The organism is Rothia uropygioeca, assembly GCF_004136585.1.
GTDB lineage: Bacteria > Actinomycetota > Actinomycetes > Actinomycetales > Micrococcaceae > Rothia.
In genome coordinates this window covers 26812-51527 of sequence record NZ_NOIR01000005.1, presented here as the reverse complement: position 1 = coordinate 51527, position 24716 = coordinate 26812, and the positions used below count along the sequence as shown (strand labels likewise).

The window sequence follows — 24716 nt, the reverse complement described above, 5'->3', positions numbered from 1 at the left end:
TTATTCCTCTCCTTCGCCGCGTTGAAGCCCTGATTCTCCGGCGTCCCGCTGGCTTTCGCCCGTATCGGTCCGCTCGACGGTCGATGCTGGTTTGCCCCACGCCCGCTGGCTGAGCCGCGGTTCGAAAGGTTCGTCCTCGAGCTCTGCCGGTGGCGAAGAAAGGGTTCTGGCGACCGTATTCATCTCTTGGGTGCGAATCATCGCGTGGACGACGTCGCCCTGCTGAAAACTCGTGTCCGAGCCGGGCAACATTCCCTCGCCGAACCTGGTGATGAATGCGATGCGTACGTCAGCCGCCTCCTCGATGTCGCTCAGAGGATGCCCCGTCCAGTCCTCGTGCAGCTGCAATTCGGCCAGGACCAAACGACCTGAGGCTTCACGGTAGTCACCGGTCATCGATTGCTCGGGCAGAATTCGGCGCAGTACTTGGTCGGTGCTCCACCGAACCGCGGCGACCGTAGGAATGCCGAGTCTTTGGAAGAATTCCGCGCGGTTGGGATCATTGATGCGGGCGACGACGTGCGAGACCTTGAAAGTTTCGCGGGCTACACGCGAGGCCAGAATGTTCGAATTGTCGCCATTGGACACCGCAGCAAACGCATAGGCGCCGTCGATATCTGCGCGTTTGAGGGTTTCGCGGTCGAAACCGACGCCCTTGACTTTTTTGCCGTCAAAATCCTTGCGAAGACGCCTGAAAGCGCGTTCATCCTGATCAATGATGGCCACGGTGTGGCCCGCGGCCTCAAGGGAATGGGCGAGCATGACTCCGACTCGCCCGGCGCCCATAATCACGAAGTGAGGCACGGTGCAATGGCTCCTGACGTTTGCCGGGACTGTGAAAGCGCTCGATCGTCGATCCAGCGGGTCTGATCTCCAGGGTAATGCACCGCGACCCCCACGGGGGTGTGGGGTAGCCTATGGCATTGTGCAATCACTTCCTACGAGCGCGCGGCGGGCCCTCTTCGGGGCGCCCAAAGAGACGGAGCAAATCCGTAGTCTGGCCTTGCCTAAACGCGCGGCGCTGCCGGTATTCGGCGCGGACGGGTTCTCGGCGATTGCTTACGCCCCGGACGAGATCATCATGGTCCTGGCCCTTGCCGGTTCGGCAGGCGTGGTCATGTCACCCTGGATCGGATTGGGCGTTGCGGTCGTCCTGCTCCTGGTGATCGGCACGTACCGCTACAACATCCGCGACGTCGCCGTCTCGGGTGGTGATTATCACGTCGTCAGCGATCGTCTGGGGCCCAGAACCGGCGCGGCGGCCGGAGCCAGCCTGTTGTTCGACTTCGTGCTGACCGTGGCCGTCTCGGTCTCATCAGCCTCTTCGTACCTGACAACCTTGATACCTGCCCTTGCGGGGCATCGAATGTGGGTCGCTGCCGTCTTGGTGGTCCTTCTGACCTTCCTGTACATCCGCGGATTGCATTTCATGGGGCGAATCGCTCTTCTGCCTGCATTGTTGTTCATCCTGTGTCTGGGGCTGGTCCTGTCCGTCGGCATCGTGGAGTCCTGGTTCGGGGTCCTCGGTCGGGCGCCCAGCGCAGATTTCTACGTCCGCCCTGAGACAGCGGAATCCAATTCCTTGACCGGGTTCGGCTTGCTGCTCCTGGTTGCCCGATCCTTCTCATCCGGCGCAGTGACGTTGACGGGCGTTGAGTCGGTCAGCAATTCGGCTCGATTCTTCCGTGCTCCCAAGGCTCGCAACGCGGCGCGGAGTCTCGTGACAATGGGGCTGTCGACGGCCGTCGCTTTGGTGGGGATCCTCTACCTGGCACGGACCAGCGGCGCAGTGGTGACACTCGAATCGACGCAACTCGTGGTGGCCGGTCGCGCCATGCCGGCGGACTTTCACCAGATCCCGATTCTGGCGCAGGTGGCACAAGCCGTAACCGGAGACAACCTGTTCTTCGACGTATTTCTGGTCAGCACCGTGCTGTTCCTCCTCCTGGCTCCGGCGGCCGCGTACGCCGGTTTCCCGATCCTGGCGTCGACCATGGCCGAACAAGGGTATTTGCCCGTCCACTTCAAGGCACGAAGCAACCGTTCGTTGTACGCCAACGGGGAGATCGTGCTGGGTGTGGCCGCACTGGTCGTAACCTTGGCCTTCCGAGCGGACGTCAACGACCTCATCCAGCTCTATGTGGTGGGCGTGCTTTTCTCAATGTCTTTGACGCAGGCCGCCGTTTTCCTCAAACGTCGCAACGACATCCGGGTGGTGCTGGAGACTCAGCCACGACGGCGACTCATCCGGGATCAGGTCGTCACCACGATAGGCTTGGTGGCAACCGTTCTGGCTACGGCCGTGGTCCTGGTCACCAAGCTGGCTCAGGGCGCGTGGGTCACCGTTCTGGTGGTCGGCCTGGTTACATTGGCGACTCTTGCCATCAAAAAGCACTACCGGAAAATCGACCAGGAGCTTGCCGTGAAGCAGAAGAACCCTCTCAAGGCCCTTCCGTCGCGGGTACACGCCATGGTCGTCGTGCCTCGCCTCCGAAAGCCCGCGCTCAGGGCGCTGGCCTACGCACGAGCGACCCGCCCCTCGACGATTGAAGGACTCGTGCTCAATGTCGACGAGGCCGGTACCCGGAAAATCCGGGAATTATGGGATCGTTACGAGGTACCTGTGCCCCTGACCATCCTGGCATCGCCCTTCCGTGACCCCGTGACCCCAGTGATCGAACATGTGCGAGAAGTGCGCAAAGCCTCACCGCGCGACGTCGTGATCGTCTACGTCCCGGAGTACGTTTTGGAGCACTGGTGGGACAAGCTTTTGCATCACCGTTCGGGAAGCAAGATCGCGGCGGCGCTACGGAAAGAACCCGGGGTGGTCACGGCAATGGTTCCGTGGCGCCTCGGACACGAAGACGAGGAGAATCTGCCGTGATCCAACCTGGAGACGAATTCGAAGTTACGACCCACGCGATTGCGCACGGTGGTGCGAGCGTCGGTCGGTACGAGGGACAAGTGATCTTCGTCCGCGATGCCGTGCCGGGTGAAAGACTGCGGGTCCGAGTGGACTCGATGGGCAAGGGCAATCGATTCGCCCATGCTCACGTCCTCGAGGTGCACGAACCCTCGTCGGACCGCAGAAACCATCCATGGCCGTTGGCCGATGCGCTCGCGCACGAGCTCCCCGTCGGGGGTGCGGACTACGGGCACATCCGCCCGGAGGCGCAATTGCGGCTCAAATCGCACGTCATTTCCGAGCAACTGACCCGTTTGGGCGGCGTGGATCAGGATTCTCCCTTGCTCCGGGAACTCGTGGTCGAGCCTCTGGGCTCCGGGACGAGCGGAGGTTGGCGAACACGCGTGCACTGGGCCGTGGACGAGAACGGCCGTTTGGGAATGCACCCGTACCACGGTTCGAAGATCATTCCAGTCAGTGAGCTCCCGTTCGCCGTTCCTGAAATCAACAACCTGCACCTGTGGGAAGGCGAATGGCGCAATATCCAGAGGGTCGACGTCGCCGCTCCGGCAACAGGTCTTCCGCCCCTCATCCTCTTCACCGCCGAGGAGGGAGCCGTACCCGAGGACATCGTCGACGACATCGACGTCGAGTTGGCGACGTGCCTTCCCGCAGGCATTGAGGCCTCGGCAGTCATCGTGCCCGCGTCCGTATCAGGCCGTCAGCGAGGCGAAAAACCGGATTCCGAACTGGTCCGGGGAGAACCCGAAGTCTACGAAGAAGTATCGTTCCCGGACGGAACGGTCGCTGCCTTCCGAGTCAGCGCTGGCGGGTTCTGGCAGAACCACAAGAACGCTCCGCAACGACTGGCTCGAATCGTCGAGGAAGCCAGCGATCTGCGAACCGGCGAGATAGCGTGGGACCTCTACGGGGGAGCCGGTCTGCTGACCGCGGCCCTCGCCGACAGAGTCGGTGAAGGCGGGACCGTGTGGAGCGTCGAAGGATCGCCCGTGACCGCCGCGGATTCCGAATTCAACTTCGGACCAGAGGGAGCTTCACGGACACCTTGCGCACGCGAAGCGAATGTGGTGGCCACGAAAGCCGGCGTGGAACAAGCGCTGAGAAAGTGGGATTCCGGGGGCACGGGGCGGTCTCGCCGAGATTCGCGCGGCGGGCGGATACCGCAGGGGCGACCGGACGTCATTGTGCTTGATCCGCCCCGACAGGGTGCAGGGCGGCGCGTTATGGAAGCGCTCGCGGAGATCGGGCCCCGACGGATTGTGTACGTCGCGTGCGACCCGGCGGCCTTGGGACGGGACACGGGCTATCTGCGTGCTTCCGGCTGGCAGCTGACCGGCGTTCAGGGGCTGGACATGTACCCGGATACGCATCACGTGGAGACGATCGCGGTCTTCGAACCCCACCGCAACTAGACCTTTCATCACGGGCTAAAGGTGTCGTCACATGAGAACACCGTTGGGCACAGAAGGTAGACTGCTGAAGAGAAGGCTTAGTGTCACTGTGTCTCTAAAGGTTTGCATCACACCTAACAATTGCGCTCATGCTGAGCGCGCAACCGCTAGGACTCACCTAGGGACGCGGAACTACGCCTGGAAATGACAGTGGCGAGAGGAGTCCCAAGCAATGAGCACTGTGGACAGCTTCGGTTCCAAGGGCGCGTTGGACGTCAACGGAACCGAATACGAAATTTTCCGACTCAGCAAGGTCGAAGGTGCAGAGAAGCTGCCTTTCAGCCTCAAGGTTCTGCTCGAGAACCTGCTGCGCACCGAAGACGGTGCGAACATCACCGATGAGCACATCAAGGCCCTGGCTAGCTGGGATCCCAAAGCCGAACCCGACACCGAGATCCAGTTCACTCCGGCTCGCGTGATCATGCAGGACTTCACCGGCGTTCCCTGCGTCGTGGACCTCGCGACCATGCGCGAGGCCGTGAAGTCCCTCGGCGGAGATCCCACCAAGATCAACCCGCTGGCTCCTGCCGAGCTCGTGATCGACCACTCCGTGCAGATCGATTCGTTCGGCAACAAGGACGCCATCGAACGCAATATGGACATCGAGTACCAGCGCAACGGCGAACGTTACCAGTTCCTTCGGTGGGGGCAGACCGCATTCGAGGACTTCAAGGTCGTTCCTCCGGGAATGGGCATCGTGCACCAGGTGAACATCGAATACCTGGCGCGCACCGTGATGTCGCGCGAGGTCGACGGGGTCCTGCGCGCCTACCCGGACACTCTTGTCGGAACCGATTCACACACGACCATGGTCAATGGCCTCGGCGTTCTCGGCTGGGGCGTGGGCGGCATTGAGGCCGAGGCCGCGATGCTCGGCCAGCCCGTGTCGATGTTGATCCCCAAGGTCGTCGGCTTCAAGCTGACGGGCAAGATCCCCGCGGGTTCGACCGCGACCGACGTCGTACTGACGATCACCCAGATGCTCCGCGAGCAGGGCGTCGTAGGCAAGTTCGTCGAGTTCTACGGCGAGGGCGTGACGGAGGTTCCGCTGGCCAACCGTGCGACCATCGGCAACATGAGCCCCGAGTTCGGATCGACCGCCGCGATCTTCCCGATCGATGACGTGACCCTCGAGTACCTGCGTCTGACCGGCCGCAGCGAGGACCAGGTCGCCCTGGTTGAGAAGTACACCAAGGAACAGGGCCTGTGGCACGACCCGAGCGACGAGGCGGCGTACTCCGAGTACATCGAGCTGGACCTCTCCACCGTGGTTCCCTCGATCGCCGGTCCGAAGCGTCCGCAGGACCGCATTGCACTGACCAACGCCAAGAACCAGTTCCGCACTGACCTCGACAACTACGTCGACCAGAAGGAGCCCGAGTCGGGCGAAGAGTCTTTCCCGGCTTCTGACGCTCCCGCCGTGGACGATTCGCCTGAGGTGACCGAGGAACAGCGTCCGCGCCGTGTCTCTGCCGCTTCATCGGCTCATGGACGTCACTCCCACCCTGTCGAGGTGGACATGCCGGACGGCCGCGAATTCGAGTTGGATCATGGTGCGGTTGCCATTGCATCCATCACTTCGTGCACCAACACCTCCAACCCCTCCGTCATGATGGCCGCAGGCGTGCTGGCACGCAACGCCGCAGCCAAGGGTCTCAAGGCGAAGCCGTGGGTCAAGACCTCAATTGCTCCGGGCTCCAAGGTCGTCACCGACTACTACGAGAAAGCCGGCCTGATGTCGGAGCTCGAGAGCGTCGGTTTCTACATCGTCGGTTACGGTTGCACCACGTGCATCGGCAACTCGGGCCCGCTCGAGGACGAAGTGTCCAAGGCAGTCAGCGACAATGATTTGTCGGTTACGTCGGTCCTTTCCGGCAACCGCAACTTCGAGGGTCGCATCAACCCGGACGTCAAGATGAACTACTTGGCTTCCCCGCCGCTGGTCATCGCCTACTCGTTGGCCGGGTCGATGGACTTCGACTTCGAGAACGATCCGCTGGGCCAGGACGAAGACGGCAATGATGTCTACCTCAAGGACATCTGGCCGGATCCGACCGAGGTACAGCAGATCATTGACGCCTCGGTCTCAACCGATCAGTACAACACCGAATACGGCACCATCTTCGACGGTGACGATCGTTGGAAGAACCTGGACACCCCGACCGGTGACACCTTCGAGTGGGACCAGAACTCGACTTACGTGCGCAAGCCACCGTATTTCGACGGCATGACCATGGAGCCGGACCTTGTGGAGGACATCGAGAATGCTCGCGTCCTCCTCAAGCTGGGGGACTCGGTCACGACCGACCACATCTCTCCGGCCGGTTCCTTCAAATCGGACACGCCCGCAGGAAAGTACCTCATCGAGCACGGCGTCGAGCGTAAGGATTTCAACTCGTACGGTTCGCGCCGCGGTAATCACGAGGTCATGATCCGCGGAACGTTTGCGAACATCCGCATCAAAAACGAGCTTCTCGACGGCGTCGAGGGCGGCTTCACCCGCGACTTCACCAAGGGCGGCGAACAAAGCACTGTTTACGATGCGGCGCAGAACTACGCGTCCGAAGGAACTCCGCTCGTGGTTTTGGGCGGCAAGGAGTACGGCACCGGTTCCTCCCGTGACTGGGCGGCAAAAGGCACCCGTTTGTTGGGTGTCAAAGCGGTCATCGCCGAATCCTTCGAGCGCATTCACCGTTCGAACCTGATCGGTATGGGCGTTCTTCCGCTCCAATTCCCGGAGGGCGAGTCGCACTCGTCGCTTGGCCTGGACGGCACCGAGTCGTTCACCATCACCGGAGTCACCGAGATCAACGAGGGCAAGACGCCCAAGACGGTCCACGTGACGGCAACATCGGAAGACGGCAAGACGACCGAATTCGACGCCGACGTCCGAATCGACACCCCAGGCGAGCGGGAGTACTTCCGTAACGGCGGTATCCTGCAGTACGTCTTGAGGAACCTGGTGCGGAACAACTAGGTTCTTCACCGAAAAGGTGCGGGAGGCTCATGAGCCTCCCGCACCTTCGTCGTTTAATGCCGATGTTCAACCGGGGTAATCACAGCGATCCGCGGGCCCGTCGAGGGTTGCGGCTCGAAAAAGTCCAATACCTGTCGCCTCGCGGCCTGATCGCGACCTGATCGCGGAACTGCGTCAGCTGAGCTTGATGCGTCCGTCCTCGACCTTGACCGTGTACTCGGGAAGCGGTTTCGGCGCCGGGCCACCCTGCACGGAACCGTCCTGGATCGAAAACTGGGATGAGTGGCAGGGGCAGGAAATGGCCTTGTTCTGGACGTTCAGGGAACAACCCTGATGCGTACATGAGGAACTGAAGGCCTTGAATACGCCCTTGGTCGGCTGGGCCACCATGGCGGTTACTCCGTCCGCGGAAGCTTTGACGGCGTCTCCTTCGGGCACGTCATCCACCGCAGCGATGTCAACCGGATTGTTCGGGTCAATATCCGCTGCCTCCGCATCGTCACTGGACCCCGATCCGCAAGCGGTGAGCACGGCGGCGGACCCGGCAAGTATCCCAGCGCCGGTAATGGCGCGGCGTCGCGAGGTTCCCTCAGCCGCCGCCCGTCCCGCCGATTCGTCGTCCGACGAGGTGCGGCCGTCGTCCGTCGTCGTCTCGGCGAGGGATTGCTGCAAACTGGGGGACTGGTGAGACATTCTGACCTCATTCATGGATGTGGGGAGCCGTGAAACCTGAGCTCCACGGCCGAGTTCTTCAAGGAAGATCCGGGCACACCAAAGCCCGGGTCTGGGCGCGGCGTCGCGGAGCAGGGCCAACCCCTGAACACATCGAACACCTGACCCTGGCCCGGGCTCTCGGTGGCCACACGGTGTGGGTCAGCGCGTCCGCTCGAAAGCTCCGACACGGTCCAGGTACCGGGTGAGACCACCATTGAAGAATGGCCAACCGGCTCCCAGGATCGTGGCCAGATCGATGTCCTGCCGATCCGGTACCACGCCCTCATCCAGCATACGAGAAATCTCGGAGGCCAGTGCGTCCTCGACATTCGTCCGAATGTCTTCGACCGCTTTTCCTTCCCCCTCGCCGGCCACGATATTTTGGGCTTCGGGGCTCAAACCGCCCTTCTGATTCGAGATGGGGGAGATCTTCGACTCGTTGAGCTTTTTGAAGTTCTCAGAGACGTGGAAACGCTCGCCCTGGTACTTGTTCAGAGACTCCAGAAGGTGGACGCCGATGGGCAATCCCACCAGGTCGATCAGGGCGAAGGAGTCCATGGGGAAGCCAAGAGGCTGGAAGGCCTCGACGATCCGTTCGGCAGGGGCGCCTTCGTCAAGCGCGCGTCCTGCTTCGGAGAGTACGACGCCGAGCACGCGGTTGACGATGAATCCTGAAGAATCCCGTGCCCCGACCGCCGTCTTCCGCAGCTTCCTGGCAAGGGAGAAGGCCGTGGCGATCGCGGCATCCGTCGTCGACGTCGTGCGAACGATCTCTACCAGGGGGAGTACGGCCACAGGATTGAAGAAGTGGAAACCGATCACGCGCTCGGGATGCTCGAGGCCCTCAATCATCTCGCCGACCAGCAACGACGACGTATTGGTAGCGAGAATGCAGTCGTCCCTCACGGATTTTTCGAGATTGGCGAAGACTTCCTGCTTGACCTTTGTCTCCTCGAAGACCGCTTCGATCACGAAATCGCAATCGGAGTATTCGGAGGTGTCTGTGGTCCCTGAGACCAGCTGGCCCAGTCGGTCGGACTGGTCCTGGGTCAGCCGTCCCTTCTGGACATTCTTGGCCAACTCGTCGGTGATCCACTTTAAACCCTTGTCGACGCGGGCCTGCTCGACATCGCTGATGAGTACGGGAACCTGCAGACGTGTCAAGAACAGAAGCGCCAGCTGGGACGCCATGAGTCCCGCCCCGACGACGCCTACCTTCTTGATCTCAGTGGGTTCAGTTTCCGGTGGAACCATGGACGGACGTTTGGCCCGGCGCTGGACCAGTTCGAGCATCGAATAGACGCTCGCAGAGAACTGGTCGCCCCGGGCGAGAGAGTCGAGCACATCGATTTGTCGCTGACGGGAGTCCGCCCGGTTCTCGACCGGTCCCTTCCGGAAAATGTCCAGGGCAACCCAGCATGCTTCGCTGGCGCCGGAGGTCTTGCGGCGGATCAGGCCGTCCGTGGCTACGGCAACCTCGTTGAAACGTTCGCGTAGCTCGCCGCCTCCGTCGCCGTCCTCTGACCACAAAGGATCGTTCTGGTCGGTCTCATGAGGGCGCTCAACGGACACCTCCTCGCGGATGGCTTTCCCGAACCAGTCGATGGCCTCCGTACGTGCGGCGGCATCGTCGGCTTTCGCCTGGGTCAATTCGTCCAGAATTCCGATTTCGCGCGCTTGTTCAGAGGTGAGCATTTTGCCGTTGTTCAACGGGTTCTGGAAGATCACGCGAGCGGCGTTTTCGGGACCGATGAGGCGAGGCAGGGTGAAAATGCCCGTCCAACCCGGGATCAGCCCGAGTCGGATTTCCGGGAGACCGATATTCTTGGTTCCTGGGTGCCCCACGCGGTAGTCGGCGGAAAGGGCCAGTTCCAAGCCGCCGCCGAGCGCGGTTCCGTTGACGCGAGCACACGTCGGGACGGGTAGTGACCGGATGGATTCCACGAAATCGTGACCCATCTGCCCGACGAGGGTCAGCGGCGCATCAGGATCTCTGGCCAAGGTATCGACGAGGGTCAGGTCGACGCCGGCCGCGAATGTCGGCTCGGTTCCTTCGATCATGATGCCGTCCACCGAACCCTCGTCGGCGAGTTTCCGGACGTCGTCGATCGCATTGAGCAATTCCTGGATCGAGCGGGGACCGAGAGTCTCGGGGCGGCGTTCGGCATCGTTATGCAATGTCAGGACGGCGATCTTGCCGCCTTGGGGGAGATCCACCATCTCCCGGGAGACGTGACTGACTACCTCGTCAGGGCAACGATCGGTCAAAACGGAGTAGTCGGGACGTGAAGCGCTCATGGTGTTCCTCTCGAGGCAGTGTTTCTCACCACGTTACCTATAGCGTGAGTCACAATCTACTCGATACTCGCGGTATCACTACGCGTGTCTTCTCGGTACCGACTATTCCTCGAAAACTTGGGCCAGGACAGGGGACACGAGCGCGATCTGCCATGCGCGGGCCCCATAGCTTTCGAGCAATTCGGGGATTTCGTCGGAAGACGCGAAGGGATGGTCCCAACAGAGACGCCGGAGATGCTCGGGCGTCAGGAGATTCTCCTGGGGAAGACCGTACGAATCCGCAAGTTCGGCGACGGCGTCCTTGGCGGGCTTGAGGATCTCGGCCGAGTCCGGACGTTTGGAGGCCCATGCCTTGACTGGCGGCGGCGAATCACTCGGAACGTTGTACGGAACCTCGTCCCGCCCTGAAGCCGCGTCCCGAATCGCCTGGACCCAGCGGACCGATTCACGTCGGATCAATTTGGCGTGGAAGCCAGGGATTCTTTGCAACTTCGGAACGGTTTGAGGCATCGTTTTGGCGGCCGTGATCAACGCGGAATCCGCAAGTAGCTTTTTGGGTGCGATGTCTTTGCTCTGGGCCAGCGAATCCCGTTCGTACCAGAGATTACGGAGAGCGGTGAGTTGACGGGCCGAACGAATCTGGCGAATCCCCTTGGTCTTTCGCCAAGGATCCGGTTTGGGCTGGGGGTCCGGCGCGGAACAAATGGCGTCGAATTCCTCGATGGCCCAGGAGAGCTTGCCCTGTTCGCGCAGAACCTCCGACACAGCCTCGCGAAGATCGACCAAGAGCTCGACATCCAGAGCGGCATAAACGAGCCACGGTTCCGGTAACGGCCTTTTGGACCAGTCTGCCGCGGAATGCTCTTTGGCCAGGGTATAGCCGAGAAGTTCTTCGGTCATGGCTCCGAGGCCGACGCGGGGCAGACCTGCCAAACGTCCCGCCAATTCGGTGTCGAAGAGTGCATCCGGATTCATGCCCACCATTCGCAGACTGGGGATGTCTTGCGTGCTCGCGTGAATGATCCATTCCGTACCGCGAAGAGCATCGTCGATGAGCGAAAGGTCATCGAATGCTTCCGGGTCGATGAGGAAAATGGGCGAGTCGCCCCGTTTGAGTTGCACCAGGAACGGGCGTTGGCCGTAGCGAATGCCGGATGCTCGTTCGGTGTCGATGGCAACCGGGCCATCGGCCTCGCTCAGGCTCTCCGCGGCCCGCCGTAGTCCTGCGGGGGAGTCGATGACTCCAGGGACTCCACCAGCTGGTTCATTCAGCTTGACGGTAGGCGGAATCACCAGTTCAGGGGTGAGCCCGAGGTCGGACGCGACCAGACCGTCGGATTCGACGGACTGGGTTTCCAACTCGCCGGCGCTGAGCCCTTCTCCGTAAAGTATTGGTTCCGTACCGTCCTGGGTATTCGCCGAACTGTCTTTCATGGCGCAATCACGGGTCGGGAATCCATTCTTCGTGTCGGGGACGGGGCCGTAAGCTCCCGCGCGGTTCATTGTGCCCGAAGGCAAGTGCACAAACAGTCTAGTTCACGGGCCGGAGAGGCTCGCCTCGACCGGCTCTGGGGGCGCAGTCGATACGTGGGTCATCTCAGATCCCGCTGCCCGGGAATCTGGCGACGTCCTCCGGCAACGGAGGCAAGCCCGCGTAGGTGCAGACCATATCGGCCCATGCCTCGAGGTGCCGTTGCATGTCTGGCCCCCTCGGAGTCCACGATGCTCGGAGCTCGATTTCGATACGTTCGCTGTCTTCTTCGAGAATTCCGAAGCCCTGGGAGAATGCACGGGTGGCTGTTCCTCCGGCCCTGTTGTGTCGGGCTTCTTTGCGGTCGAGGGCTTCGAGAAGCCAATCCCACGCGACAGAGGACAACATCTGTTCGGCCGCGACATCGGGCTCGACGGTCGCCCGGATATAACTGACGACCCGGAAGTCGCCTTCCCAGGCCTCTGGGTACCGAGGGTCGTACAGAAGCATGAACCTCCCCAGCGCAAGTTGCTGATCGTGGTTCGACGGATCTGTAACACCCGCCCCGAGGCCCACACCATAGGGTGCGAGATGGGTCGGGGCGTCGATGCTCGAAAGTGACAATTCGGGTTGGAAGCGAGCACGCCGAAGCGAGCTCAGGGCTTCCCTGAACTGGATCGGCGCGCTTTTTTCGTCCTGACTAGCCGTCACGTAAGTCAGGCTACGGTGGTCCGTCAAAACCTTGGATAAGGCGCGCCGGTCGAGCCCGGTGTTCCGGGCACGTTACGCGTCCCCTAGGAAGCGGGCGTGAATTTCAACGACACGGAGTTCATGCAGTAGCGGAGATCGGTCGGCGTTCCCAGTCCCTCACCCTCGAAAACGTGTCCGAGATGCGAATGGCAGTTCGCGCACTGCACCTCAATGCGCTCCATCCCCAGAGCCGTGTCTTTGATGTAACGGACACGATCCTCTGCCAAGGGAGCGAAGAATGAAGGCCAACCGCACTGGGCGTCGAACTTCGTGTCGGCCGTGAACAATTCGGCACCGCAGGCACGGCACGAGTACGTTCCCGAAGAGAACTCGTCCCAGTATTCGCCGCTGAAAGGCCGTTCGGTACCGGCTTCGCGAAGCACCGAGTACTCTTCGGGCGAGAGGATTTCCTGCCACTCGACTTCGGTACGGTTCACGGAGGTTCCATCTGCCGAGGCGCTCGAGTTGGCGCCATCGGTGTTGAGAGCTGATCGTTTGAATGGGTTATTAATCATCGACATGTCCTGTGCCCCAGTACAGATGCAAAACCGGCACCCCCAGGGTCTTTTCCGCTTCGTTGGACCAATGGATATTCAGTGTGTCTTCGACGGGATGAGGCTCGGTGATGATGAGTACCTGGTCGATACCATCAGCAACTTCCTCCCGCATGGCTTGGAGAGGATCGCCTGCGACGACCCTGCCCCGGGCAGGAAAACCTGAATCACTCAGGGTCTGCAAGGACCCTTCGAGAATCTTTTCGGCATCCGCTTCCAGCGTTGCGGGACCTTTCTCGGCGTGGGAGACCACGTGAAATGCTTGTTCAAAGTCCAACAACGCGAGCTGGTCCAAAAATTCCAGCCATAACCTTTTGTTGAGAGCCGTCGGGACGATGACACGGACGTCGTCTTGAGGCGTCGAACCTTCCTTGGGCGCCACAATATTGATGTTGTCGATCTCTGTCTGCCCGAGTATTGCCTCGGTAACCACCAGCAAGTTGCTCATATTCCCGATACTACTAGGGAAAACAAAGGCCATTGGGAGTTGTTTGACGGGCCAAGGGGCACGAAGATGAAGAAGGCACGCTGACGAAAGGCCGGTAGATTCACGTGAGAATGAGCGACTTTCGGGCGCGACTGGTGCCTACATCATCGCGGGGGCGGCCTGGTTCTTCCCAAGCACCGGTCGAGGTCCGTCGCCCGTGGGCGTCCGGGTTGCGTACGGGCCTGGTCGCGGGTGCCGGTGCCGCCGGATTGGCCGTTGGCTTGGTGGCAACCGTAGCGGGCTTCTATGCCCGAACCATCGTGACGCCGCCGAAGCCTGGCAACGAATCGTTGCGGATCCTCGGCGTGGGTTATGAGACGGCCGAGCCCGCGGCAGGGATGCCGCCTTCGACGGTCACTCTGCCGGCCAACGACGAAACTCTTGTGCCCGGACGCTACATGCTGTTCTTCGACGGGGGCCGCGGTCATGCTCTCATCGGCGACGTCGTCACCTATTCGCCTCGGCTGGAGACCGTGACCAGAAGCGTGGAGGAAGTCCGCGTAGGCGACCTGTCCGTGGCCAAACGCGGGCGCTGGTCCGGCGCGATCTACGAGACCCCTGCGAGCGCAGGCTTCGACTACACAGAGATCGCTCTTCAGCTGCCGGTCGGCGAAGCACCGGCCTGGGTGGTTTCGGCGCCGGCCGACTCGACCTGCCGCACATGGGGGATCATGATTCACGGTCGGGGCGCGGGGCGCCAGGAAACGCTGCGTTCGCTCGAATCGACCCAGCACTTGCGCATGCCGACGGTCCATATCTCGTACCGGAACGACAGGGATGCTCCGCCTTCGGAAGACGGACGGTACGGTTTGGGATTCACCGAGTGGGAGGATGTCGAGGTCGCGATACGTTACGCGTTGGACAACGGAGCGCGCGACGTCGTGCTGTTCGGCTGGTCCATGGGCGGCGCGATCGCGCTCCAAGCGGCCGACAAGTCGCAGTACCAGCACTTGATCCGGGCCCTGGTGCTCGACGGGCCGGTGGTCGATTGGTTTGAGCTGATTCGCTATCACTCGCGGATGCAGCGTCTGCCGTTGCGGGCAGGCCAGCTCGTGGCCGACCTCTTGGCGGAACCGCGAGCCGCGATGATGACTGGCCTGGATACTCCGATTCTGCTGTCCGACCTCGACTGGCTCTCCAGAAGCGGTGAGCTCCTGACTCCAACCTTGATCATTCACTCCGTGGACGACGAATTCGTTCCGGCGAACACGTCGGTGGAACTCGCCTCGAGGAACCGGCTCGTGAGCGTGGTCCCTTTCCACAAGGCCCGGCACACCAAGGAGTGGAACGTGGATCCGGCCCGATGGAAAAACGCCGTCACCGAGTGGCTTCCGGACTATCTGTACTACGAGAAGCAACCGACGGAGCCCGCCGAGGGGGAGTCTCCTGTGGAGCTGTCGAAGCGCCAAGCCGACTACTGAGCTTCGCCGAGATAGGCTAGTTGGCTCCGATGTCCGCGTAACGTCCGTCGGTGGCGCCCAGCAGATCGGCAGGGGACAACTCAACGTCGAGACCGCGCTTGCCGCCCGAGACGAGGACGGTGGGGCAGAGGGCGGCACTCTTGTCCAGAAGCACAGTCACTGGGGTTTTGTGGCCCAGGGGAGAAATGCCGCCGACGACGTATCCACTGCGTTTTTCCGCGACGGCCGGATCCGCGAGGGACGCCGACTTCCATCCCATGGCAGCCGCTGCATGCTTGAGGTTTAGCCTTCCGGACACCGGAACCACGGCCACCGCGAATTCTTTGTCATGCGTGATCATCAGGGTTTTGAAGACCTGGCCGGCTTCGCGTCCGAGTTTTTCGGCGGCCTCGGCCCCGAAGGACTCCGCGGCGTCGTCGTGGTCATAGGGATGCAACTCGAAAGCGACGCCGGCCTCCTGAAGCGCTGCTATCGCGGCCGTTGGGGCGGAGCCTGTCGACGGGGAATTCCTTTTCCTGGACAAAGCAAGACCTTTCTCGAGGGACGTGAGTCTCTGCGTTCATGGTAGGCAACCAGTAATCGGTACGGCGGCAGTCTCGGCGTTCTTTCACTCTCCCGATATTGAGAAACGTGTCACGATCGTTCCGCTTCGCGTGCACGGATTCGGTCGTCGGATACTCAATACCTTGGTGGAGGCTGAAGGCGAGGTTTTCGGCGGCTACACTCGCATTTGGGCCATAACGCTTCCGTCATGGCTTCGCTGGGACGTTGTCTCTGCAGAGACGGCGCCGAGCAACCGCACTCGAGAAATTGTTTAAGGAGCAAGGTGCCCGAAGCCTCTATCCGTCTGGTCGATCGTCGTCCGAGCGTGTCAGCAGAGGAACTCCTGAAGGGGTTCAAACCGTCCGAGCGTTTCGGCGAAGTCTCCTTCGACACGTACATTCCCGACCCGAACCAGCCCTCACAGGCTCACGCCGTCGAAGCTCTGCAAGAATTCGGGCGATCGGTCGGCGGAGCAAAACAGGGCGGGGGACTCTTCTCGAGGCTCTTTGGCAAAAACACACCGAAAAACGACAAAGCGGGCATCTATCTTGACGGTGGCTTCGGCGTCGGCAAGACCCACCTCTTGGCTTCGCTCTTCCACCAGGTTCCCGGTCCGAAGGCCTTCGGCACCTTCGTCGAATACACCAACCTGGTGGGAGCCCTGACGTTCCGCAAAACCGTCGAGGCGCTCTCCGATTACAACCTGGTGTGCATCGATGAGTTCGAACTTGACGACCCGGGGGACACGGTTCTGATGTCGCGGCTGATGCGCGAATTATCGGATGCGGGCGTCAAGCTCGCTGCGACGTCGAATACCTTGCCCGGTTCTCTCGGCGAGGGCCGATTCGCCGCAGCTGACTTCAAGCGCGAGATCCAGGTCTTGTCCGACCAATTCGACGTCATCCGCATCGACGGCGAAGACTATCGTCACCGTGGATTGCCGGAAGCCCCACGCCCGGTGGACAACGATGGATTCGACGACGCCGTGGCCGCCCGCTTCGACCGAGGCCACAAGGTAGCCGTCGACGATTTCGACCGGCTCATCGAACACCTCTCTCAGGTTCACCCCAGCCGCTATCGGCAGCTGATCGAAGGGCTCGAGGGTATTGCATGGCGTAACGTCAAACCCATTACCGCTCAGGCTGTGGCCTTGCGTTTCGTCGTCCTCGCCGACCGCTTGTACGACAAGGATTTGCCGATCGTCTCCTCGGGGGTTCCCTTCGACCAGGTCTTCACCGAAGAAATGATGTCCGGTGGATACCAGAAGAAATACTTCCGTGCCGTCTCACGTCTGACGGCATTGGCCCGTGAGGGAGTGCTCGAAGAACCCGTCGAAAAGTAGAGGCTCTCGAGACCGGAGAAGGTGAGTGCCTCATGCTGTGGTTGATCCTCCCGGCCGTCTTGCTGGGGACTGTTTTGCAACGGATTTCGGGGACCGGCGTCGGCCTCGTGGTTGCCCCGGCCTTCGCGATTGCGCTGGGCGGCTCCAATGGCGTCTTCCTGACCAATGTCACGACCACCGTCTCCGGATTTCTCCTGACCTGCGCGTTGTGGCGCATGGTCAATTGGAGACAGTGGTCGATTCTGTGCGCGAGCGCCCTGATCGGCACGGTCCCGGGCGCCGTGATCGTTCGGTTGACTCCGGGCTCGATCCTGCAACTGGTCGTCGGTCTCGTCGTGCTACTTGGGATGGTCGTAATTCTTGCTGGCAACCAGGGAAGCGAACGGTCCGGCAAAGGTCTCACGGTCGCTTCCGGTGCGGCCGGCGGTCTGCTCAATGTCACGGCGGGGGTTGCGGCACCGGCGATGGTCGTCTATTCCCGGATCACCCGGTGGAAGCAAGCCGAATACGCCGCGACCATGCAGCCCGTCTTCATGACACTGGGGGTGACGTCTCTGGCGGCCAAATTCTTGGCAGGGGCCGTCCACCACGCGTCCATGCCGACGCCGTGGCTCTTCGTCGGCGTTGCCGCCATGGTCCTGTTGGGGCTAGGAATCGGCACACCCCTGGTCAAACGGGTACCGGCGTCGACCGCGAGGACGCTCGCGCTGATCCTGGCCGGTTCAGGGGCGGTTTTGGCGATTCTTAAAGGTGCGTTGGGGCTCATCGGCTAACCCTGTGGGTCAGTCCGGCCTCTCCGGGCAGTCATGCGTGATCAGATCGCATATGATGAGCCAGCCCGTTGTCGGACGCACAAAGACCCCGGTTCCGTAGAACCGGGGCCTTATCTGTGCGCGATACTGGGATCGAACCAGTGACCTCTTCCGTGTCAGGGAAGCGCGCTACCGCTGCGCCAATCGCGCTGGATACATATTTTATTATGTACTGCGAGGTGAGGACGGGATTCGAACCCGCGTTCACGGCTTTGCAGGCCGCTGCCTAACCACTCGACCACCTCACCATGTCCTGATCGAAGGACTCAGGGCCTATGCCCCACGATGTGAAGCAATCTGCGAGCGGTTGACGGGATTCGAACCCGCGACATCCACCTTGGCAAGGTGGTGCTCTACCAGCTGAGCTACAACCGCATGTTCAACGATCTCAAATTTCACAACCTGAGCTTCGGCGGGCTTTCCTTCAGTCCGTCGCGCTGACAGATGAATACTCTACACATCCTTGAGGGGGATGCAAAATCCGGAGGTGTCCCGCCCGAATCCCCCGCGAACCCGCGGCATTCCGGGCTATTTGCCCCACCCGGGGGCGCAAATCCGCACCGAGGAAATTTGTGTTGTGTGTCACCGGCAGGCTCGGGCTCTCAAATTGACTCGATTGGCCGGTGTCCCTAAACTGAATCGAGTGCTGAGCGCGATTGGCGCAGTGGTAGCGCGCTTCGTTCACACCGAAGAGGTCACTGGTTCGAACCCAGTATCGCGCACGTAGAGCGCTGGAGACAGCTCGCATCAGGCCCCCGCCGGAAGCATCCGGGCGGGGGCCTTTTGCATGACATGGGCCTGCATGGGTTGTCTTAATGCACGGTGAGGGAGCTTCATGGCGGCAGACTGACATGAGGCGGCCTGATGACATCCTGCACCGGTGCTAGGGGCCATACCCAGTGGAGTCGCCGCCTGATGAATTCAGAGGCCATCACAACGTGAGCGAGAAGGACGGTTTATTTCATGACCCAGCCGAGGCTTGCGACCCAGACCGAATATGGGCGCATGTACGCGCGCTCGGTCGAGGGTGACCCTGAAGTACCGTCGATCACCACGGTGATCGGGCAGTACGCGCAGGACCTCGGAGGGTGGCACGGTTACATGGCCGCCAAAGCTGCCCTCGAGGACGACCGTGCCATGCGTGCCTCCCGTTCCGTAGGCCTCAAGCATGCGGTGATTCGCGATGCCGCGGCCGCGGCCGAAAGATACCGTGATCAGGCTGCCGCCCGTGGGGACCGCATCCACAACTATTGCGAGAACGTCGCCCTGCGGGTCATGGGTCAGGACCACGAAGCGGACGAGGCGAGGGAACACCTGCGCCAGTACGGAGAGACCGCGTGGGCCGACCGCTTCGACGAATGGTGGGACCTGTATCGGCCGGAACCCCTGGCCGCCGAGGTTACCGTCTGGAACCAAACCGTGGGCTACGCAGGCACCCTCGACCTGGTCGCGAGGATCGGTGGGCGCGTGTGCATCATCGATTACAAGACCAAAGGAACGGACCGCAAGAATCGGGTCAAGCCTCTGGACACCAAAGTCATCATGCAGCTGGTCGCCGGGGTCAAGGCCGAAGAAGCGCTGGTGGACGCGGATGCGGGGACGTGGGGCCCGTGGGAGTTCGGGAACGCGCCCGTACTTCTGGGCGTCGCCTTGGGGGAGACCGAGGTCAAGCCTCAGCAAGCCAATCCGGACCTGCTCAAGCACAACTGGTTCAAGTTCTGCGCCCTCCGTAAAGTGTGGGAATACCATCGGTCGGTGGATCTGGCTCTCACAGAAAGTGCTCTCCAGCCCTTGATGCCGGTGGTCCCGCCGCCTCGGGTGCGCATTCCAGAACAAGACGCCAGCTAGAGAAGAAACCAAAGGAATCCGATGACCGTTCTCTCCGTCCGCACGATCGGCGACCCCGTGCTCCGGACCGTCTGCGAGCCCGTGACCGAATTCGACGCGGAACTCTCACGACTGATCGACGACATGATCGAGACGATGTTCGACGTCGACGGGGTCGGACTCGCCGGCCCGCAGGTAGGCGTGGCTCTTCGCTTGTTCACGTACGGCGTCGAAGGGCCGCAGGGCGAGGTGGGCCATGTGATCAATCCCGTCATCGAGATCGGGGAAGAGCCTCAGGAAGGCGGCGAGGGCTGCCTTTCCGTCCCGGGATTGAGCGGGGACGCACCACGGCGCCAGTGGGCCCGAGTTACGGGTGTGGACCGGAATAACGCTCCGATCGTCGTCGAAGGCGAGGGCTTGCTGGCTCGGTGTCTGCAGCACGAGACGGACCATTTGGACGGGAAACTGTACATCGACCGCCTCGTCGGCGAGGACAAGAAACGAGTCATGAGGGCGATTCGTTCTGCAGACTATGGTGAGGTGTCAGCGGGAGTGCAGCGGCGCCGCGCGAGCAACGTGTCCAGCGGATTCGGAATCGGTTCCTCTTTTGGACCCGGTTCTTCCTTCGGCGCCGCGGGAGGTGCCGGATGATGCGCGTGCTTTATGCCGGAACCCCGGACACGGCGGTCGAACCGCTCAACGCATTGATCGACGCGGGCCTGAATGTGGTCGGCGTATTGACCAGACAAGATGCGCCTGTGGGACGGAAGCGACTCATGACCGCCTCTCCCGTCGCCGAGCGGGCCGAGGAGCTCGGGATCCCCATTATCAAAGGGAATCGGTACGACGATGCCGTTCACGCTGCCGTTGCGGACCTGGCACCGGACGTGGCAGCCGTGGTGGCCTACGGAGCGATTCTGCCGCGTCGGGCCTTGGAGCTCGTCCCTCATGGATGGATCAACCTTCATTTCTCGACCTTGCCTGGTTGGCGTGGCGCCGCGCCTGTGCAACGAGCGCTCATGGCCGGTGAAAAGGAGCTGGGAGCCTCGACCTTCCTCATCGAAGAAGGCCTCGACACCGGTCCCGTGTACGGAACACTGGTTGAACCGGTGGGCGAGGACGACACGGCAGGGACCATGTTGGCGGCATTGGCAACCAGCGGTGGAAGACTTCTGGCCGAAACCCTCCGAAGCATCGGTTCCGGGACCGCCGTCGCGACCTCGCAGATCGGTGAACCGAGCTTCGCTCCCAAATTGAATATCTCGGATGCCCGCATCGACTGGACTGGAAATGCCTCCGACGTCGAGGCCCATGTCCGGGGGACCACGCCGGAGCCTGGCGCTTGGACGGAATTGAAGGGGCAACGCCTGAAAATGGAAGGCCTGCACGCATTCGACCCTGGAGACATGGCCAGTAGCCGTGTTCCGGGAGCGGCGCGGCTGGAAGGAAAGAACGTTGTGGTCACGTGCGGGAAAGACGAAGTGGTCGTCGATCGCATTCAACCCGCCGGGAAAAAGATGATGAACGCGGCCGATTGGGCGCGGGGCGCAGGAAAAATCGACCAGGAGACCGTGATCTTTGAATGAGTGAAAGCAACAATCGCCGCGGTAACCGAAGCGGGCGCCCTGACACGCGGAATGCACGACGCGATGCCCAGGGAAGGGAAAGAAACCGAAAAGCCCAGGGAAAGCGCGAGTTCTCAGCATCGGCACCGAGCGGACGACGCAGGGTTGCGGACCCGGATCGGCTGGTCGCGTTCGAAGTGCTGCAAGCGGTCGAAAGCCAGGACTCCTACGCCAACCTCGTGATGCCCCAAGCGATTCGCAAGCACCGCTTGGACCGGAGAGACGCGGCCTTCGCGACCGAACTGGCATACGGAACGCTCAGGGAACGCGGAACCTATGACGCGATCTTGTCGCGCTGCCTCGACAGATCCCTCGACAAGACGGACCCGAAAATCGTCACGGCCCTCCGTCTCGGGGCCCATCAACTTCTCGGAATGCGCGTACCGAATCACGCGGCCCTCAATCAGACCGTCGGGCTTGCTCGCGGAGTGATCGGCGCCGGTCCCGCAACGCTGGTGAATGCCGTGCTTCGGCGAGTCAGCGAGAAGTCTCGGGAGGAATGGATCGCAGAGCTAACGGCTGATGTCACGGACGACATCAAGCGCATGTCGATCGAAGAGTCGCATCCCGTGTGGATTGTCCGCGCTTTCAGACAATCCCTTGCGGCCCACGGCCGCGTCCCGACCGAAATCCAAGATCTTCTGGCGGCCGACAACGCGAGCCCTTCGGTTCATTTGGTCGCGCTGCCGGGATTCGGTGACCTGCGAGAGGCCCTAGAGAACGACGCGAAACCCAGTGTGCTCGTCGAGGGTTCCGCGACCTACAGTCATGGCGATCTGGGTCGCTTGGAATCGGTGCGGTCCGGCACGGTCCGGGCGCAAGACGCCGGTTCCCAGCTCGTGGCCCGTGCCCTGGCCGCGGTCGACTTGGAAGGAACGGACTCGGCGTGGCTCGATCTGTGCGCCGGTCCCGGAGGCAAAGCGGCGCTCTTGAGTGCGCTCGCTTCGGCACGGGGCGCGGCGTTGGTAGCCAACGAGTCGTCGGAGCATCGAGCCGAATTGGTCAGAAGCGCTCTGAAGCCCCTCCCGGAGAACGTATATTCGGTTCTGACCGGTGACGGACGGGAGATCCATCAGAATCTTCTGACGGCCGTCCTCCCCGAGGAGGTAAGCCTCGCGGTCGAAGCGTTCGGCGAGGGCGGAGAAATCTTCGACCGCGTCATGGTCGATGCTCCGTGCTCGGGCCTGGGCGCCTTGAGGCGGCGGCCCGAAGCCCGGTGGCGCAAGAAACCGGGCGACATTGCGGATCTCATGTCCTTGCAGCTCGAACTGGCGAAGTCGGCCATATCTGTCACTCGTCCGGGCGGCGTTGTAGCTTACGTCACCTGTTCTCCGCATCCGGCCGAAACCCAGAATGTTCTGCTCGATATCCTCGATGCCGGCGACGTCGAGCTCCTCGATACCGCCGCCGCCGTCCGGGCAGTCGCCAAACCGGGGGTCCTCGACGGCGATTCAGCGCCCGGCACGAGGGTGCCAGGCATCGAACCCGCGGAAGGGCAGGACGATGCGACCACGGTTCAGCTCTGGCCGCATGTCCATGGCACGGACGCAATGTTCCTGGCGCTCTTGCGCAAAAAGTAGGAACTTCACAGCCAGAGGACCGGACCCGTTCTCGGGGCCGTGCTCGCACTCGGACGAACCACATCAGAGGAAATTACGCTCACGTGAGAACCGCATACCGCATCAAACCCCGATTCGGGGCAAGGGCCTGGTGGGCCATAGTCGGCGTCGCCGTCATCCTGCTGGGGGCCCCCGCCGTGATCAACGCCGCAGTCCCGGATGCAGCCCCCGTGATGTCTCGGGTCGAGCTCGGCTCGGAGGACTACGGCTGGACCGTAGGAATGCGTGACCGAGACGGCTCCGAATTGGTGTGCGAACAGCACTTCGACGACCCCATGACCGAACGATGGACCTGCGGGCAGACCGAGATCCGCACGACGGTGGTTGAGAACGCCGAAGACCAGGATCTGGCATTGCGCAGAATCATCCGGGGAGTCGGAGTCGGCTGGCGGGTCCTCGACCAGAATGTTCCCCTGAGGCATCGAGCCGAGGCCCGCCAGATCGAGGACACCGCCGCCGATGCGACGGCGATCTCGCTGGAAGGATCCGGCGAACATCGGGATCAGACCATCATGGTCGTTGTCTCCGGACCGGATCGCATGAAGTATTCGGATCTCGTGTGGCACAACGTGACCTCGGGAGGTCGGTCATGAGCAAGATATATCCTGTTTCACTGTGGATACTGATCGGCCTCGGAAGCCTGGTCTCGGCCGCCTTCGTGCTGATCTCCGCCCTCACATCACCCAGCGGGACGGCGGTCGGGCTTGCCTCGGCCGTGGTCCTCTCCGCAGTCTTGATCCTTCTGTTCCGCCTCCTGCCGACCTGGCCTCGCGCAGGTTTAGGCTGGTCGGCCGCTAGTTTCCTCTGGGGCGGCAGTGTCGCGGTCAGTCTGGCCCTTGCCTCAGGGCCAGGGCTGAGCGGCTTGGTCCAGAAAGTCGGATGGTATCCGTTGGACGCGTCCCTATCGGGCGCGTATCCCGAAGAATTGGGCAAGGCACTGGGTGTCCTTCTGATTCTGTTCAGCTTTCGGAAACTCAATCGGCCCTGGCACGGGCTCATGACGGGCGCGATGATCGGCCTGGGCTTCGAGGCCGTGGAAAATATTCAATACGGTGCTATCGGGGCGATTCTGAACCCCAACGGCGATGCCATCGGTTCCTTGGAGATGTGGGGCAACCGGACTCTCTTCGGAATCGGCCTTCACGTGGTTTTCACGAGCCTTTCCGGCTGGGGGATCGGACGCGCGCTCTTCGTGCGAGACCGCACGACAGCCAAACGCTGGCTCACCGGAGCCGTCTGGGTTCTCCTGGCGTTTTTGTTGCACTTCGGGTGGAACATACAGTGGGGCGACGACCAGGTTCAGCTCATCGCGCTGATCGTCACGGCCGTCGTCGTGTACGGCGTATTCGTCTGGGTCCTGGTCGTCGCTTGTCTCCAGGCACGGAGAGACCGCCTGGATCCATCCACCGTGTCGGTGATCCTTCAGAAGGGGAGCCGAATCCCTCCGATCGTCGCGGTACTGCCGTCCGAAAACGAGGTGCGTCCCTTCATCGAGCAAGCGATCGGGAGATATCCGCACACGACGTTCACCTCGGAGACCCTGAGATTGGGATCGAACCTCTTGGGCGACGGCGACGACCCGCGGGCTCCCGGAGTCCACGAGGCCAATCGCATCGCTGAAGAAGACGCCTTGCGAGTTCCTGCGGGGCCGATCGGGGAGGTTTGGCTTGTGACCAGTCGACAGTACCCTGGCCACCACGTGCTCGGCGCATTCGTCAACGAGGGGATCGCCCGTGGGGTGGCCGAAAGAATCCGGCAGTCCTCAGGGGATACGTCGGTCGAATGTGCCCCGCATGCCGTGACCCGCACCTGATGAGAGCTGCCCGGTAGGCTGGAGAACAACCCGCCCCAAGGCGGATCCGGTAACCGTACGCAGCGTTGTGCAATCAGGAGGCCCAC

The 24716-nt window shown here is 61.9% G+C and carries 20 protein-coding genes and 4 tRNA genes; 13 read left to right on the top strand and 11 right to left on the bottom strand.

Annotation, left to right across the window (positions count from 1 at the left end):
- A complete protein-coding gene (locus EWR20_RS11885) occupies nt 1–804 on the bottom strand; it encodes a potassium channel family protein (RefSeq protein WP_129360904.1) in 804 nt (267 codons plus the stop codon).
- 121 nt (nt 805–925) lie between these two features.
- Here EWR20_RS11885 and EWR20_RS11880 point away from each other — a divergent pair, with 121 nt between their 5' ends.
- The 3 genes from EWR20_RS11880 to acnA all read left to right on the top strand — a co-directional run bounded on the left by EWR20_RS11880 (nt 926) and on the right by acnA (nt 7354).
- A complete protein-coding gene (locus EWR20_RS11880) occupies nt 926–2884 on the top strand; it encodes an APC family permease (protein ID WP_129360903.1) in 1959 nt (652 codons plus the stop codon).
- Entirely contained in the window at nt 2881–4338 is a 1458-nt protein-coding gene (locus EWR20_RS11875) for a class I SAM-dependent RNA methyltransferase (protein ID WP_129360902.1), read from the top strand. The genes EWR20_RS11880 and EWR20_RS11875 overlap by 4 nt, the downstream gene beginning before the upstream one ends.
- A 211-nt stretch (nt 4339–4549) precedes the next feature.
- A complete protein-coding gene (gene acnA / locus EWR20_RS11870) occupies nt 4550–7354 on the top strand; it encodes an aconitate hydratase AcnA (protein WP_129360901.1) in 2805 nt (934 codons plus the stop codon).
- Nucleotides 7355–7528: 174 nt separating this feature from the next.
- Here the strand turns inward: acnA and EWR20_RS11865 are convergent, their stop codons facing one another.
- The 6 genes from EWR20_RS11865 to EWR20_RS11840 all read right to left on the bottom strand — a co-directional run bounded on the left by EWR20_RS11865 (nt 7529) and on the right by EWR20_RS11840 (nt 13589).
- The gene (locus EWR20_RS11865) at nt 7529–8047 is read right to left on the bottom strand and encodes a Rieske (2Fe-2S) protein (protein ID WP_129360900.1); all 519 of its coding nucleotides are present in this window, start codon (nt 8045–8047) and stop codon (nt 7529–7531) included.
- Between the two features lie 180 nt (nt 8048–8227).
- Nucleotides 8228–10366: a 3-hydroxyacyl-CoA dehydrogenase NAD-binding domain-containing protein gene (locus EWR20_RS11860; protein WP_129360899.1), complete on the bottom strand. Its 2139-nt coding sequence runs from the start codon at nt 10364–10366 to the stop codon at nt 8228–8230.
- Nucleotides 10367–10468: 102 nt separating this feature from the next.
- A complete protein-coding gene (locus EWR20_RS11855; protein ID WP_129360898.1) occupies nt 10469–11800 on the bottom strand; it encodes an HRDC domain-containing protein in 1332 nt (443 codons plus the stop codon).
- Between the two features lie 163 nt (nt 11801–11963).
- Nucleotides 11964–12548, bottom strand: a complete 585-nt coding sequence (locus EWR20_RS11850; RefSeq protein WP_129360897.1) for a DUF3000 domain-containing protein — start codon at nt 12546–12548, stop codon at nt 11964–11966.
- An 83-nt stretch (nt 12549–12631) separates the two neighbouring features.
- Nucleotides 12632–13108: a peptide-methionine (R)-S-oxide reductase MsrB gene (gene msrB / locus EWR20_RS11845; protein WP_129360896.1), complete on the bottom strand. Its 477-nt coding sequence runs from the start codon at nt 13106–13108 to the stop codon at nt 12632–12634.
- Nucleotides 13095–13589, bottom strand: a complete 495-nt coding sequence (locus EWR20_RS11840; RefSeq protein ID WP_129360895.1) for a hypothetical protein — start codon at nt 13587–13589, stop codon at nt 13095–13097. Before EWR20_RS11840 ends, msrB begins: the two co-directional genes overlap by 14 nt.
- A gap of 110 nt (nt 13590–13699) precedes the next feature.
- Between EWR20_RS11840 and EWR20_RS11835 the strand changes: the two genes are divergently transcribed.
- Nucleotides 13700–15049 carry an alpha/beta hydrolase family protein gene (locus EWR20_RS11835; RefSeq protein WP_129360894.1) on the top strand — a complete coding sequence of 450 codons (1350 nt, stop codon included), beginning with the start codon at nt 13700–13702 and terminating at the stop codon, nt 15047–15049.
- A 16-nt stretch (nt 15050–15065) separates the two neighbouring features.
- Here the strand turns inward: EWR20_RS11835 and ybaK are convergent, their stop codons facing one another.
- Nucleotides 15066–15572 carry a Cys-tRNA(Pro) deacylase gene (gene ybaK / locus EWR20_RS11830; RefSeq protein ID WP_129360893.1) on the bottom strand — a complete coding sequence of 169 codons (507 nt, stop codon included), beginning with the start codon at nt 15570–15572 and terminating at the stop codon, nt 15066–15068.
- 303 nt (nt 15573–15875) lie between these two features.
- Between ybaK and zapE the strand changes: the two genes are divergently transcribed.
- Together zapE and EWR20_RS11820 are read left to right on the top strand one after the other, a co-directional pair.
- Nucleotides 15876–16934 carry a cell division protein ZapE gene (gene zapE / locus EWR20_RS11825; RefSeq protein WP_238147743.1) on the top strand — a complete coding sequence of 353 codons (1059 nt, stop codon included), beginning with the start codon at nt 15876–15878 and terminating at the stop codon, nt 16932–16934.
- 32 nt (nt 16935–16966) lie between these two features.
- The gene (locus tag EWR20_RS11820) at nt 16967–17707 is read left to right on the top strand and encodes a TSUP family transporter (RefSeq protein WP_129360891.1); all 741 of its coding nucleotides are present in this window, start codon (nt 16967–16969) and stop codon (nt 17705–17707) included.
- A 117-nt stretch (nt 17708–17824) separates the two neighbouring features.
- Here EWR20_RS11820 and EWR20_RS11815 read toward each other — a convergent pair.
- The 3 genes from EWR20_RS11815 to EWR20_RS11805 all read right to left on the bottom strand — a co-directional run bounded on the left by EWR20_RS11815 (nt 17825) and on the right by EWR20_RS11805 (nt 18121).
- Nucleotides 17825–17896 (bottom strand) — tRNA-Val (locus tag EWR20_RS11815).
- A gap of 27 nt (nt 17897–17923) precedes the next feature.
- Nucleotides 17924–17994, bottom strand: a tRNA-Cys gene (locus tag EWR20_RS11810).
- Between the two features lie 54 nt (nt 17995–18048).
- Nucleotides 18049–18121 (bottom strand) — tRNA-Gly (locus tag EWR20_RS11805).
- Nucleotides 18122–18396: 275 nt separating this feature from the next.
- On the opposite strand from EWR20_RS11805, the gene EWR20_RS11800 reads away from it, so the two are divergent.
- The 7 genes from EWR20_RS11800 to EWR20_RS11770 all read left to right on the top strand — a co-directional run bounded on the left by EWR20_RS11800 (nt 18397) and on the right by EWR20_RS11770 (nt 24630).
- A tRNA-Val gene (locus EWR20_RS11800) sits at nt 18397–18468 on the top strand.
- Between the two features lie 241 nt (nt 18469–18709).
- Nucleotides 18710–19594 (top strand): PD-(D/E)XK nuclease family protein, encoded by an 885-nt coding sequence (locus EWR20_RS11795; protein ID WP_129360890.1) that lies wholly within the window; start codon nt 18710–18712, stop codon nt 19592–19594.
- Nucleotides 19595–19615: 21 nt separating this feature from the next.
- Complete coding sequence (gene def, locus EWR20_RS11790) at nt 19616–20224, top strand: peptide deformylase (RefSeq protein ID WP_129360889.1); 609 nt, start codon at nt 19616–19618, stop codon at nt 20222–20224.
- Complete coding sequence (gene fmt, locus EWR20_RS11785) at nt 20224–21159, top strand: methionyl-tRNA formyltransferase (protein ID WP_129361030.1); 936 nt, start codon at nt 20224–20226, stop codon at nt 21157–21159. Before def ends, fmt begins: the two co-directional genes overlap by 1 nt.
- The gene (locus EWR20_RS11780; RefSeq protein ID WP_129360888.1) at nt 21156–22778 is read left to right on the top strand and encodes a transcription antitermination factor NusB; all 1623 of its coding nucleotides are present in this window, start codon (nt 21156–21158) and stop codon (nt 22776–22778) included. The genes fmt and EWR20_RS11780 overlap by 4 nt, the downstream gene beginning before the upstream one ends.
- An 83-nt stretch (nt 22779–22861) precedes the next feature.
- Entirely contained in the window at nt 22862–23410 is a 549-nt protein-coding gene (locus EWR20_RS11775) for a hypothetical protein (RefSeq protein WP_129360887.1), read from the top strand.
- On the top strand, nt 23407–24630 hold the full coding sequence (locus EWR20_RS11770) for a PrsW family intramembrane metalloprotease (protein WP_129360886.1): 1224 nt from the start codon (nt 23407–23409) through the stop codon (nt 24628–24630). The genes EWR20_RS11775 and EWR20_RS11770 overlap by 4 nt, the downstream gene beginning before the upstream one ends.
- Nucleotides 24631–24716: the final 86 nt, after the last annotated feature.